Source organism: Tunturiibacter empetritectus (assembly GCF_013410875.1).
GTDB lineage: Bacteria > Acidobacteriota > Terriglobia > Terriglobales > Acidobacteriaceae > Edaphobacter > Edaphobacter empetritectus.
Window position 1 is genome coordinate 1943162 of record NZ_JACCCU010000001.1, and the last position, 12286, is coordinate 1955447.

A 12286-nucleotide genomic window follows, 5' to 3' on the forward strand; every position below is an offset into this window, starting at 1 on the left:
TCCAATGCGTGGGCCGAGATATTTGTAACGTTCGTATTAGGGAGAGCAAGCATTATGGCGAAGATTGCCAAGACCGGCGACCGTAAGAAGGTCATGGATACTAACAAGAGCACGGATTGTCCGAAGTGCTCCAAACCAACTCGCATTGTGAAGCGCGTGAAGGACCGCGAGCGCGGTACTCCTGGCGGAGTGTATATCTCCTGCTCAGCGTGCGATTTCTTCGAAAAACTCTAAGCGAAAGATTCAACAAAGATGCAACCGACAAAGGGCCCTGCGTGGGCTCTTTGTTGTGTGCGGACCTTTCTTTTGAGTAGCTTGGATTGAACTTGGTTTCGTTGAGGATTATGCACCAAAGTTGTACAGATAATTTACCGTGAGAGACTTGACGATCGTTGGTTGAGACGGGCAGACTCGACGCTGGAAAGTAGGAACCCAGTTTTATGATGAACAGCAGCTCTGCAGTGACCTCTTCTGCTTTTGCGCCTCTTCCGCACTTCACTCGCCCTACATTCCTGATGTGCCCGCCTGAGTTTTATGACGTGGACTACGTGATCAACCCGTGGATGGCGGGGAATCTGCATCGACCGTCGCGGGATACTGCGTTTATGCAGTGGAAGAACCTGTACCGGCAGCTGCAGCGGGTGGCGGATGTTCGCTTGCTGCATGCCCGGGAGGGGTCGCCGGATATGGTGTTTGTGGCGCATGCGGCGGTGGTGCAGCATGGGCTGGCGGCGGTGTCGAGTTTTGCTCATCCGCAGCGGCAGACCGAAGAGGGGCATCTGCGAAAGTGGTTGCAGGACGCGGGTTTTCTGCTGTGGGAGACGCCGCGTGAGACTTCGTTCGAGGGTGAGGGGGATGCGCTCTTTGACGCCAATGGCGGGCATCTGTGGGCGGCACACGGGGTTCGGACTTGCCAGCATAGCCATCGACATCTGGGGGATGCGTGGCATACGCGAGTGACTTCGCTGCATCTGGTGGACCCACGGTTTTATCATTTGGATCTTTGTTTTGCGCCACTTAGCGGAGGGTACCTGATGTACTTTCCGGGCGCCTTCGATGCGGCTTCGCTCGAGAAGATCCATGCTGCCTATGCAGCGGATAAGAGGATTGTTGTCAGCGAGTTAGAGGCTACTCAGTTTGGCTGCAATGTGATCAATGTGGGGCGCGATGTTTTGATGGGCGCGGTGGAGACGGACCTAGCTAAACGATTGATGGAGCGTGGTTTTGATGTGACCGAGATGCCTCTGGGCGAGTTCCAGCGTGGGGGCGGGTCGGCCAAGTCGCTGGCTTTGCGGCTGAGTGATTCGGTGCAGGCTTTGGGGGATCTTCGGATCGATTCGGCGGTCTAGCTTTCCCATTTTTGTGGATGGTTTTTTTTGGCGTGGTGGAGAGGCGTTTTTTCGGGGGTTTTTCCGAAAAGCGCCTCTTTCGCGTGGTGTTTTGGTGGTGAAGTTGTGGTGTTTTGTGTGGTGGATGTGGTGTTTTAGCAGCGCTCTTTTGGGTGCTAAAAATACGCCAACTTTTTGAAGTTTTTTGGGGTATGCCAGCGGTGGGCGTGACCAGATCGTTCCTCGATTGGGATTATTCTCTGTGGGGAAGGTTCGAGCTTTGCTCGAAGGCCCACTCATGCGATGAAGCTGCATGAATGGGGCACCCGATGGAATGGATATATGATGGATTGACAAAATGCACCCCACCCTTTGCAAAGGCGCGAAGGATGGGGCACCCGGTTGGATGGGGCACCCAGTCGTTAAGGGTGGGGTAGAGGTTTGGGTTGTACCCGGCCTTAGCTTGTTATGAATCTGCGGTATCGGAGTGTGGTGATTGCTCCGAGGATTCCAGTTGCCATCAGGGCGAAGGAGGAGGGTTCGGGAACGGTTGAGTTGGTGAGAGGTTCGATGGTGATGGTGCCGGGGATGTTTGGGATTGGTGCGTCGGGTACCAACATGCCGTCGAAGGTTCCGGTGAGAACGGTGGGAGCGTCAGCTGGGCCGGCTAAGGGAAGAAGCGATCCAAAGATAACGATATTGGTGAAAGCCCCGGGAGGGGGGTAAGGGAAGGACAGGGAGTAAGGGGCGTACCCGACGACCATCTCGGTGGGTGATATCTGGGTGAAGTCGATGAGGGAGTAAAATCCGGATTCGGCGGGGTTGGTGGCCAAAACGGTGAGGCAATCGAGCGGGGGGCATGCGTGAGAAAAGAAGTAGGGGGTGGAGGCGAAGTCGAGGGTGGTGATGCCTCCGCGGACTCCGGGAGGGGAGGGGAAGTCGAAGGTGGTCTGGTACATGGTGTCGGCGTGAGCGGTTAGAGGGATGGACAAGGCAGAGGCAAGGAGGGCAAGGACGAAGAGAGTTTTGCGCATGAGTGGATCCCTTCTCGAGTTTTAAGTGAAATAAGGGTGCGCCTTGGTTTGGGGGGCGTCAAGTGAATTTGTGAGGCGGTGGAATCGGTTCGAGCTTTGCTCGAAGGCCCACATCATGCGATGAAAGTGCATGAATGTGTATTCGGCGACGAGATTCTGAAGGCGGCGTGTAGAGAAAGCGGTTCGCGCGCGGCGCGAATGCCCACATCTCAGAATCGAGATATGGGGCACCCGGTTGTGGCTAAGGTTGAATTATTTTTTGAGTGGGGCTTCGGCTTTTGCTATCTCGTCGAGGATGGCCCGGGCGGCGGCGGCGGGGTCTGGGGCCTGGGTGATGGGGCGGCCTACGACGAGCATGGAGGCGCCTGCGGCGATGGCCTGGGCTGGAGTGGCGATGCGTTTCTGGTCGCCGAGGGCCGCGCCTGCGGGGCGGATTCCCGGGATGACGAGGAGGGTGTCAGGGCCGGTGGCTGCGCGGACGGCGGCGACCTCTTCGGCGGAGCAGACGAAGCCGTCTATGCCTGATTGGGTGGCGAGCTTTGCGAGGCGGAGGACCTGGTCGGCGGGAGAGACGGTGATGCCTGTGCCTGTGAGTTGAGCGGCGTCCATGCTGGTGAGGACAGTGACGGCAAGGAGGCGGGGCCCGCCGGGGGCGCGGGCGGCTTCGGCTGCGGCGGCCATCATGGCAGATCCTCCGCTGGCGTGAATGGTGAGGAGCCCTGCTCCGGCTTGTGTGGCGGAGCGGACGGCACCGGCTACGGTGTTGGGGATGTCGTGGAGCTTAAGGTCGAGGAAGACGTCGAAGCCACGGTCTCGAAGTTCGCGGACGATGGTGTTGCCGGCTGCGTAGTAGAGCTCCATGCCGATTTTGAACCATTGGCAGGTGTGGCCGAGAGTGTCGACTAGTTTGAGGGCTTGCTGGGCGTCTGGATAATCGAGGGCTATTGCCAGGCGAGCTTTTGGGTCGGGCATAAGGTTAGTTTAACTTTTTTGTGCTGCCGGATGGGAGTGAAGTGTGACGATTTGTACGGGAGTTGCGAGCGTCTACGCCCATCTTAGAGAAAGCGGTTCGCGTGCGACGCGAGTTACTCCACCCAGACCACCTTATGAGGATGATGGTGGCCGTATTTCCATGGCTGCGATCTCTTACAAGGAAGCGACGACAGGCAAAGTCGAGGGCGAGCGGAAGCCGTCGCCACCGCGCCAGTTTATGGGCGAGAGAAGGCGCACCTCTGGAAGACGCTCGACGAGTGCGTAGGTAGCGGCAAGAGCGGCGGTACGGATAAGAGGTGCTCCGACGCATGCATGCCGCCCAGCGCCAAGACTGACCTGTCCCAGGCCGCGACGCATTACAGAGACGGCGTTTGGATTGGAAAAGCGTTCAGGGTCTCGGTTGGCTGCGAAGATGCGCAACGTAAGCCGCTCTCCATGGCGAATGCAGATTCCGTTGATCACCGTATCGGCCTGGGCGCGCCGATAGACGAATCGCGTTAAGCCGGCGAAGCGCAGCAACTCCTCTACGCCACGCGCAATCAGAGCAGGCTGGCGATGAAGACGACTCCATTCTTCAGGATGAGTGATGAGCCCGAACCATACATTTGCCAGCAGATGCACCATAGTCTGCGAGAGTGCCACAAAACCAGACTCACGCAAAGGCATTGGACCTGAGGCAAAGTAAGGACACAGCACGGCAGAGGCTGCCTTCGATCTTGATCGAATCTCAGGATCGAAGGGGTCGGCGGACGAGGCGGATACCTGCCTGGCTAACTGCCTGAGCGAGTCTATGTCACTACAGGAGGGTTGCGTCACTTCGAGCGCAAGAGCAAGACAGACGGGCTCGGCGTACTCCCTGATTAGATCAACAGGCTGGTCCCAGTGGAGAGTTGCAAGTTGTGCTCTGGCATCTTCAAACATCTGTCTTCGCACCGAGCGCAACATTTTTGGCGAGAGTGCGTCGCGTGTCTCTAATCGCATGCGAAGTCTCGCATCTTCATCGACTATCAACTCATCTTTCTTGCGCGAAGGGCCGACCAACGTTAGCTCAGGAGAATAAAGTGCTGCAACGACGTCGGCGTAACGGCTCAGAATCCAACAGTCAGCCTTTGAATCGAAATAAGCAGGCTCAACTTGTGGATGACTGCGAGCCCCTAACCAATCATCTTCCGACACGCAGCGTCTCTCCCGCACTGGAGAGTTGCTAGCTTCGTGCACAACAGTACCCGAGAGACTCATAACAACGTCCTCCGCGAACAGACTTGCGGCCGATCACATGAGCGCATGAGAGGACAGTAAGAACAGCCCTTGAGATACGCGACATGATTCATCATTACAGCCACATGCGCGATGCAAAACACCGATGACAATCTGCTTACAACACGATGACACCAGACTGACACACCTCTGCGCGCAGCGATCGATCCTCAGATTGAGAGCGTGGTAACCGATTAGCCGTGATGACACGTGGAAAGGTCGTACTTTTCTATCCGCCATACGACGGACCACCTCTTGGTGCGCCTCTTTCACTTCTTGCTCTGGCTGGAACTCTTCGAGCGGCGTCCTTCGAAGTTGTCCTGATCGATGCGGCGATCGAGCCCAACTATCTGCTGCGTCTTGAAGAAGAATGTCAGTTCGCTCTTTGCATGGGTATCTCTGTGCTGACCGGCCCAATGATTCGCGGTGCGATTGAGGCAGCCCAACATGTAAAAAAACATACGCCTGATGTCTGCGTCGTATTTGGCGGCTGGCATCCTACTCTCTGTCCGGAGTCGACTCTGCGAGAAGAGTTCGTCGACGTGGTGGTGCGTGGGCAGGGCGAGATCACAATCGTCGAACTTGCAGGGGCGCTTGCCGATAACAGGGCGCTGGATTTTATTCCGGGGGTGTCCTGGAAGAAGGACCGGCGCCTGATCGAGAACCTTGAACGGCGCGTTCAACCGATCGATACCTTTCCTCTTCCTGCCTATGAGCTAATCGACTTTGATGCCTATGAAAAAGCTTCGGGAAAACGAGAGCTGGCCTATGCGACCAGCGTTGGCTGTCCTTATGCATGTAACTACTGCACCGACATGGTCGTGTATAAGCGACGCTTCAATGCATATTCCGCTGAACATGTCGTTGGTGAGTTGACTGGGCTCGTCAAGCAGTATGGTATTACCCACGTCGCATTGCTCGATTCCAACTTTCCGGTCGATTTGCGGCGTGCGATTGCCATTGCTCAGGGCATTTGTGACTCAGGCGTAAAGTTCACCTGGACCTTTCAGGCTTCTACTGATTTTATCTGCCGCATGAGTCAGGAAGAGGTTCAACTACTGGCTGATAGCGGTGTGACTCATATGGGCTTTGGTACAGAGTCCACCTCGAAGGCTGTACTGAAGTTGATGAATAAGCGGCACCAGCGCGTCGATGAGATGTACGAGACGGCGCGCAAGACAAGTCTGGCTGGCATTCGCGTGACCTTCAACCTCATCCTTGGCTATCCTGGCGAGACGGACGAGGATCGGCTGATTACCTTCCGAACCATGAGCGATATCGGTAGAAGGTTCGGGAACATGCGCTTCTCACCCAATATCTTCACCCCTTATCCTGGAATTCCCATTTGGCCTCAGCTTCGCGAACTGGGGGTGGTAGAACCTAAGACGCTACAGCAGTGGATGGATATGCCACTGGGTGCGAATCTCTTGCCTTGGCTTCAGGGACCTGAGTTTAGTCACTTCGAGCGGACGCTCTCCTACTTTCTTCTTTTAAATCAGCTGCGCAAGCACTCTGACGAAGCAAACTTCGCAAAACGAGCACTCGATCTGATACTCGAAACGACGATTCGCTGGCGGCTTCAATTTAGTCTTTTTTCCATTCCTTGGGAGCTGTGGCTCTCAAAGCTCACAGAGCATCTGGTGAGACGCCGTTCACTCGTCACAGGACAGGAACTCCCAGTGGAAGCCTCGAAGGTGTGTTGATCTCTGGAGTTGCAGTGGTACGGTCTTCGGTTCGGCGAACCTGAAATCTATGTCTGGCGGTTAGATGAAAGCGGGCCTTTCGCTCGGTTGCCGCTCTCGTCTTTGGCTTCGTTTTTGGCGATAATAGAGGTTATGTCGAAACGTGAATTTCAAACTGAAGTTAGTCAGCTGCTGCAACTGATCATCCACTCGCTTTACTCTCACCCTGAGATCTTTCTTCGTGAACTTGTTTCGAACTCGTCGGATGCGCTGGATAAGCTGCGGCATCTGACGCTTACGGACGAGGCTTATAAGGCGCTGCCGTTCAATCCGCGGATCGATCTGGAGCTTGATGAAGAGAAGAAGACGCTCACGATCAGCGATACCGGCATTGGGATGAATGAGGAGGATCTGACTTCGAACCTGGGAACAATTGCGCGGTCGGGGACGAAGAACTTTCTGTCGCAGCTTTCGGGAGATGCGAAGAAGGATTCGAATCTGATCGGGCAGTTTGGTGTTGGGTTCTACAGCGTGTTCATGGTGGCGGATCGGGTTGAAGTCGTGTCGCGCAAGGCTGGGGAGGAGCAGGCGTGGCGGTGGGTGAGCGACGGTAAGACTGGTTTCGATATTGAACCGGCGGAGCGTGACGTTGCCGGAACTACGGTCGTGATTCACTTCAACGACGAGGGGGCGCAGTACGCGAATAGTTGGCGGCTGCAGGAGATTGTCAAGAAGTACTCGAACCATATTGCGTTTCCGATCTTTTTGACCTACGACAAGAGTGAGTGGAATGAGGCGGAGAAGAAGTCAGACAAGGTTCGTACGACGGAGCAGGTGAATGCGGCGAGTGCGTTGTGGCGTCGACCGAAGAGTGAGTTGACGGACGAGGATTATAAGGAGCTTTATAAGTCGGTGTCGGGTGGTTGGGATGATCCGCTGTTTTGGTTTCATACGAAGGCAGAGGGAAGTCTGGAGTACACGACGCTGTTTTATATTCCGGCGAAGGCTCCGCTGGATCTGTATAACGCGGAGTACAAGGTTGGGGTGAAGCTTTATGTGAAGCGCGTCTTCATCATGGATGATGCGAAGGAGCTGCTGCCGCAGTACCTGCGGTTTGTGCGGGGGATTATCGACAGCGAAGATCTTCCGCTGAATGTTAGCCGCGAGATTCTGCAGCAGAACAAGGTGCTGACGACAATTCGAACGGCCAGCGTGAAGAAGATTCTTTCGGAGCTGAAGAATGTGGCGGCGAATAAGCCGGAGGAGTACCTGAAGTTTATTGCGGAATACAACCGTCCGCTGAAGGAGGGACTGTACGGGGACTATGCGAATCGCGAGACTCTGCTGGAGCTGGTGCGGTTCAAGTCGACCAAGGTGGAGGGGTTGACGAGTCTTGCGGATGTGAAGTCGCGGATGAAGGAGGACCAAAAGAGTATCTACTACATCACGGGTGGAGCTGAGTCGCTGCTGCGGACCTCGCCGTTGCTGGAGATTTATAAGAAGAAGGATGTTGAGGTTTTGATTCTGGATGATGACTTCGATGAGGTGATCTTTTCGGGCGTAGAGAAGTATGGCGAGATCGATCTGAAGGCGGTGAATAAATCTTCTACCAGCGAGGATTTGAAGGGCGAGGATGAGCCGGATAAGGCAGAAGGTCTGAAGCCGCTGATCGAGATGCTGAAGAGGACGCTTGGCGATCGGGTGAAGGATGTACGCGCATCGGTGCGGTTGGCGGATAGTCCTTCGTGCATTGTGTCGGATGAGGAGGAGCCATCGCTGAAGATGCAGCAGATGATGCGGGCGATGGGGCAGAAGGATCTTCCTGCGCTGAAGCCTACGCTGGAGATCAATCCGGATCATGAGATCGTGAAGAAGCTGCTGGCGCGGTCGGATGACTCGGTGGCTCAGGATGCGGCGTGGCTGTTGTTTGATCAGGCTCTGCTGATGGAGGGTGTGACGATTCAGGATCCGGCGGCGTTTGTGCAGCGGCTGAATCGTGTGCTGAATCTTTCTGTTTAGAGGCTTTCGTGCGGCTGCGGGGAGGAGCAGCCGCTGTGCCTTTTTTGCATGGAGATTGGTTGGCGAGTTCCGGCCCGTTGCTGTGCGGATGCAGTGTTGCATCGAATGACCAATGGGGGACATCTGTTTCGGTTATGAAGAGGAGGGATTCAAGCGCGGAGGTGATGCTGTCGGAGGATCAGTTTCAGGCGATTGCCCGGGCGCTTAGTGATCCGCGCCGGTTTGCCATTCTGCAACAGGTGGGGGCCAGTGAGGGGATGGAGTGCAGTGCGTTGCAGGAGCATGAGTCGATCAGTCCGGCTACGGTGTCCCACCATATGAAGGAGTTGAGCGAGGCGGGGTTGATTGAGATAAGACGCGTGGGCCGTGGGGCCAACCTGTATCTGCGCCGCCCGGTGTTTGAGGCTTATGTCAGACGGCTCTCCTCTATTTAGATCTGGTAAATGACGAATCGGGCTGGACCCTCCCCGCATCTATTCGATAGCTGCACTGTTCGATAGATATCGAAATAAGGAGATTACGATGGGAAAGCTTGCAGGAAAGATAGCGGTTGTGACAGGAGCGTCGAAGGGTATTGGCGCGGAGATTGCGAAGGAACTGGCGGCGCAGGGTGCGTCGGTGGTGGTGAACTATGCGTCGAGCAAAGAGGGCGCCGATAAGGTGGTTACAGAGATCGTAAAGGCCGGTGGGAAGGCGATTGCCGTGGGCGGGAGCGTCGCGAAGACTGCGGAGATTGACGCGATCTTTGCCGAGACGAAGAAGGCCTATGGAAGGGTCGATATCCTGGTGAACAATGCCGGCGTGTATGAGTTCGCTCCGCTGGAGGGGATTACGGAAGAGTCGATCGACCGGATGCTGGGCATCAATGTGAAGGGACTGTTGCTCGCTACGAAGGCTGGCGTGGCTCTGTTTCCGGGGGAGGGTGGCAGCGTGATCAATATTGGATCGGTTGCCAGTGACCAGACGCCTCCGATGTCGGCGGTGTACAGCAGCACGAAGGGCGCCGTGGATGCGATTACGCGCGTGCTTGCGAAGGAGCTGGGCCCGAAGAAGATTCGGGTGAATGCGGTGAACCCTGGTCCTGTCGTAACGGAGGGCTTCAAGTCAGCGGGAGTTGAGGGAAGCGACTTCGAAAAGCAGATGCTGCAGAGCACGCCACTCGGCCGAATCGGGCAGCCAGATGATGTGTCCACCGTGGTTGCGTTTCTTGCATCGGACGATGCCAAGTGGGTGACCGGTTCGCTGCTGCAGGTTGCGGGTGGAATGCGGTAAAGAATTTGCCGAAAGAGCGCTCCGGGCTTCGAGATGAAGCTCGGAGCTTTTTGCTGGAAACGAGGTAATACTTCGGAGTCGCTACGATTGTGGACAACCGGTTTGTCAGTACCAAGAGTTAATCTTTTGCGAAGCGGCTGATGCCGTAGGCGACCGGTAGTCCGAAGACGACCATGTGGATGAGCAGGCCAAGGCGCATGCCGCGAATGGTGATGGGGTCGTATTGGTGAAGGGCGGAGAGCGGCAGAACGATAAGCATCATGACGAGGGAACGCCAGCCCCAAAGCAGAGGCCGCAGATGAGCGGATACTCCGTCATGAATCTTAGTTTGCGGCTTACGGCGTAGTAGAAGGTTGCGAAGATGAGGGAGATGATGACGTGCAGCAGGACACCCAGAGTATAGTTGCCGGGGCCTCCCTTAAGCGCCTTTTCCCCTACCAGGCCGTAGGTAATGACGAGGATAATGTCGTGGCCCGCAAGGATCATGGCCTGTAAGAGATCCAGTGTTGCGCCGACGAGACCCGCCACGCCGATTGCCAGTAGAGCGTTTCTTGTTGTTGTTCGCGTGGGTGCGGACTCTTGAATCGCGGACTCTTGAATCATTGAGATCTCCTATTTCACTTCTGCTTGGTTTGCAACATCTCTCTTGAGTCACTGGACGCCCTGGTTGGCGGGAGTTTTGTGATCGAGGCTAGTAGGGAGGAAAAGACTGAGTCCTTCTATGGAGTCGCGGAATTTGCGTCTGCTTCAACGTCAATCTCGATATCGACATCGGGCACAGTAAAGTCGCCGACTTCTGCTGCGTTGTCTCGCGCGCCCATGCCGAATCCGGCACGCTTCAACCCTGCGGTTCCATGGAATGCCACTCTCGATGGCTCGTTCGGCTCAGTATCGGAGAAGGTCCCATTGAACTTGAAGGTGAGCGGCACGACCCTGGTAACACCGTGCATTGTCAGCGAGCCGTCCATCCTCCACAGATCTGAGGAAATATGGTGAATGCCGCGCCCCTGATAGGTCATCGTCAGAAATTTCTTCACATCAAAGTACGCTTCACCGCGAAGATCCTCATCACGTTTGCTGATCTGCGTGCTGATCGTGGAGACGTCGATCGTGACGTCTACGCTGCAGGCAGCTGGGTCCGGCGATACGGTGATAGTTCCCGTGACTTTATCGAACCGGCCGCGCACACGCCCGACCAGATGGTGCCACGCACTGAAGTAGGCGAAGCTGTGAGCGGGATCGATCTTGTATGTTCCCGGAGCCGGAAGGGCCTCGGCTTTGACGCTCTTTTGGATGGGTGCAGGGGGCTCCGCCACCGCAAAGGTCCAGGACATCGCATAAGTTGCCAGAAGCAGAGCACTGACTCCAAAGAGATCGTGCAATTTCTCTAAAACTGATCTTGTTACTTTCCTGCTGACCATCTCGCTTGCCTCCGGTTGATGCAACTCGCATTGCGGTTCTTACGCTACGCAGAGGAGCTCGAGGAAGTCCTGAATCCAGTCTGAAATACTCTGAATAGTTCTGAAATAAGGCTGTAAGTGCGGGTTAAGGGTTGAACTGCGTTCGGATGGTGGGTATCGGTATAATCGGCAGGCGCTGGTTTTTTATTGAAGCTTGATTTAAAGGCAGAAGGTAGTACTGAACCTGTATGGAACGCACCCCCACAACAATGCTTCGCATCGGCACCTGGTGCGTCAATCCGACATCCGGCCAGATTTCACGAGATGGAGAGAGCGCACGGCTTGAAGCGCGGACGATGCGGCTGCTGGTGTGTCTGGCCGAGCACGCCGGAGAAGTGGTGAGCATCGACGATCTGCTTAGCCAGGTGTGGTCCGGGGTGATCGTGTCTTCCGACTCGGTGTATCAGGCAGTGGCGTCGCTGCGGCGGTTGCTTGGCGACGATCCGAAGCAGCCTACTTATATTGCGACGGTACCGCGGCTGGGGTATCGCATGGTGGCGACGGTGAGTCCATGGGTGGAGGAGCCGATGGTCCAGCCAGTTGCGCCGATGGCATCTTCAGCGGCTTTCGAGAACGAAGCTTCGGTTGCCATTGCGAGTGCGCCGAGGCTGGGCTCGCGCCGAATAGTCTTGATGGTCAGCGGTGCGGTGATTTGTCTTGTGGTCGCATTTGCGTTCCTGCTGCGCGTCAAAACTCCGAAACATCGGACAGTGGAGTCGGCTACGGTCGCTGCTTCACAGACGCAGAAGTCTATTGCAGTGCTACCGTTCCTTGACCTGACCCAGGGGATGCATGAGGGGGAGTTCGCGGATGGCATGACGGAAGAGTTGATCGACAAGCTCAGCAAGCTCCCCAAGCTGCAGGTACCGTCTCCGACGGCTTCCTTCTACTACAGGGATAAAGAGATGCCGGTGGCGGATATCGCGAAGGCTCTGGGTGTGGTGTATGTGCTGGATGGGAGCGTGCGCAAGTCTGGTGCGCGGGTACGGGTGGCGGCGCGGCTGATTCGGGCGGATAACGGGTATGTGGTGTGGTCGGAGACGTACGATCGTCCGTTCCACGATCTCCTCATGGTGCAGGACGACATCGCAGGTGAGGTGACAAAGGCGCTGGGGGCGTCGACGGAGTTCAAGGCAAGCTGAAGACTGCAAGCTGATTCGGTTAGCGCGTTCGACACCTGGCTTAATCCAGGGTGGAACTCTCGGTTTTTCGATGAACAAGAACTGGGCAAGCTTATGACG

Annotated in this window: 13 protein-coding genes; 7 read left to right on the forward strand and 6 right to left on the reverse strand. The window is 56.0% G+C overall.

Going from position 1 to position 12286, the window contains the following annotated elements; all coding sequences use genetic code 11:
- The first annotated feature begins 54 nt into the window (after positions 1-54).
- Together HDF08_RS08240 and HDF08_RS08245 are read left to right on the forward strand one after the other, a co-directional pair.
- Positions 55-234: an Rcat domain-containing protein gene (locus tag HDF08_RS08240; RefSeq protein WP_020713649.1), complete on the forward strand. Its 180-nt coding sequence runs from the start codon at positions 55-57 to the stop codon at positions 232-234.
- Positions 235-440: 206 nt separating this feature from the next.
- Positions 441-1349: a dimethylarginine dimethylaminohydrolase family protein gene (locus HDF08_RS08245; protein ID WP_257030919.1), complete on the forward strand. Its 909-nt coding sequence runs from the start codon at positions 441-443 to the stop codon at positions 1347-1349.
- 437 nt (positions 1350-1786) lie between these two features.
- Here HDF08_RS08245 and HDF08_RS08250 read toward each other — a convergent pair whose 3' ends face one another.
- The 3 genes from HDF08_RS08250 to HDF08_RS08260 form a co-directional block, all read right to left on the reverse strand.
- Positions 1787-2362, reverse strand: coding sequence for a PEP-CTERM sorting domain-containing protein (locus tag HDF08_RS08250; protein WP_179637999.1), 576 nt, complete (start codon positions 2360-2362; stop codon positions 1787-1789).
- 252 nt (positions 2363-2614) lie between these two features.
- Positions 2615-3334: an orotidine-5'-phosphate decarboxylase gene (pyrF, locus tag HDF08_RS08255; RefSeq protein WP_179638000.1), complete on the reverse strand. Its 720-nt coding sequence runs from the start codon at positions 3332-3334 to the stop codon at positions 2615-2617.
- Positions 3335-3508: 174 nt separating this feature from the next.
- A complete protein-coding gene (locus HDF08_RS08260; protein ID WP_179638001.1) occupies positions 3509-4336 on the reverse strand; it encodes a cytochrome P450 in 828 nt (275 codons plus the stop codon).
- Between the two features lie 479 nt (positions 4337-4815).
- On the opposite strand from HDF08_RS08260, the gene HDF08_RS08265 reads away from it, so the two are divergent.
- From HDF08_RS08265 to HDF08_RS08280, 4 genes are all read left to right on the forward strand, one after another.
- Complete coding sequence (locus tag HDF08_RS08265; RefSeq protein WP_218884527.1) at positions 4816-6315, forward strand: B12-binding domain-containing radical SAM protein; 1500 nt, start codon at positions 4816-4818, stop codon at positions 6313-6315.
- Between the two features lie 132 nt (positions 6316-6447).
- Positions 6448-8313, forward strand: a complete 1866-nt coding sequence (htpG, locus tag HDF08_RS08270) for a molecular chaperone HtpG (protein ID WP_179638003.1) — start codon at positions 6448-6450, stop codon at positions 8311-8313.
- A 134-nt stretch (positions 8314-8447) separates the two neighbouring features.
- The gene (locus HDF08_RS08275; protein WP_179638004.1) at positions 8448-8747 is read left to right on the forward strand and encodes a winged helix-turn-helix domain-containing protein; all 300 of its coding nucleotides are present in this window, start codon (positions 8448-8450) and stop codon (positions 8745-8747) included.
- Between the two features lie 88 nt (positions 8748-8835).
- Positions 8836-9585 (forward strand): SDR family NAD(P)-dependent oxidoreductase, encoded by a 750-nt coding sequence (locus tag HDF08_RS08280; protein ID WP_179638005.1) that lies wholly within the window; start codon positions 8836-8838, stop codon positions 9583-9585.
- Between the two features lie 118 nt (positions 9586-9703).
- Here HDF08_RS08280 and HDF08_RS21650 read toward each other — a convergent pair whose 3' ends face one another.
- From HDF08_RS21650 to HDF08_RS08290, 3 genes are all read right to left on the reverse strand, one after another.
- Positions 9704-9847: a hypothetical protein gene (locus HDF08_RS21650; RefSeq protein ID WP_257030920.1), complete on the reverse strand. Its 144-nt coding sequence runs from the start codon at positions 9845-9847 to the stop codon at positions 9704-9706.
- On the reverse strand, positions 9844-10188 hold the full coding sequence (locus HDF08_RS08285; RefSeq protein ID WP_257030921.1) for a hypothetical protein: 345 nt from the start codon (positions 10186-10188) through the stop codon (positions 9844-9846). Before HDF08_RS08285 ends, HDF08_RS21650 begins: the two co-directional genes overlap by 4 nt.
- A gap of 116 nt (positions 10189-10304) precedes the next feature.
- A complete protein-coding gene (locus HDF08_RS08290) occupies positions 10305-10967 on the reverse strand; it encodes a YceI family protein (RefSeq protein WP_179638006.1) in 663 nt (220 codons plus the stop codon).
- Positions 10968-11233: 266 nt separating this feature from the next.
- Between HDF08_RS08290 and HDF08_RS08295 the strand changes: the two genes are divergently transcribed.
- Positions 11234-12187 carry a winged helix-turn-helix domain-containing protein gene (locus HDF08_RS08295; protein WP_257030922.1) on the forward strand — a complete coding sequence of 318 codons (954 nt, stop codon included), beginning with the start codon at positions 11234-11236 and terminating at the stop codon, positions 12185-12187.
- Positions 12188-12286 lie beyond the last annotated feature (99 nt).

Excerpts from the sequence above, each read along its gene's own strand:
- HDF08_RS08240 (WP_020713649.1), top strand. The coding sequence starts at position 55 with ATGGCGAAGATTGCCAAGACCGGCGACCGTAAGAAGGTCATGGATACT.
- HDF08_RS08245 (WP_257030919.1), top strand. The coding sequence starts at position 441 with ATGATGAACAGCAGCTCTGCAGTGACCTCTTCTGCTTTTGCGCCTCTT.
- HDF08_RS08250 (WP_179637999.1), bottom strand. The coding sequence starts at position 2,362 with ATGCGCAAAACTCTCTTCGTCCTTGCCCTCCTTGCCTCTGCCTTGTCC.
- pyrF (WP_179638000.1), bottom strand. The coding sequence starts at position 3,334 with ATGCCCGACCCAAAAGCTCGCCTGGCAATAGCCCTCGATTATCCAGAC.
- HDF08_RS08260 (WP_179638001.1), bottom strand. The coding sequence starts at position 4,336 with ATGCGATTAGAGACACGCGACGCACTCTCGCCAAAAATGTTGCGCTCG.
- HDF08_RS08265 (WP_218884527.1), top strand. The coding sequence starts at position 4,816 with ATGACACGTGGAAAGGTCGTACTTTTCTATCCGCCATACGACGGACCA.
- htpG (WP_179638003.1), top strand. The coding sequence starts at position 6,448 with ATGTCGAAACGTGAATTTCAAACTGAAGTTAGTCAGCTGCTGCAACTG.
- HDF08_RS08275 (WP_179638004.1), top strand. The coding sequence starts at position 8,448 with ATGAAGAGGAGGGATTCAAGCGCGGAGGTGATGCTGTCGGAGGATCAG.
- HDF08_RS08280 (WP_179638005.1), top strand. The coding sequence starts at position 8,836 with ATGGGAAAGCTTGCAGGAAAGATAGCGGTTGTGACAGGAGCGTCGAAG.
- HDF08_RS21650 (WP_257030920.1), bottom strand. The coding sequence starts at position 9,847 with ATGATGCTTATCGTTCTGCCGCTCTCCGCCCTTCACCAATACGACCCC.
- HDF08_RS08285 (WP_257030921.1), bottom strand. The coding sequence starts at position 10,188 with ATGATTCAAGAGTCCGCGATTCAAGAGTCCGCACCCACGCGAACAACA.
- HDF08_RS08295 (WP_257030922.1), top strand. The coding sequence starts at position 11,234 with ATGGAACGCACCCCCACAACAATGCTTCGCATCGGCACCTGGTGCGTC.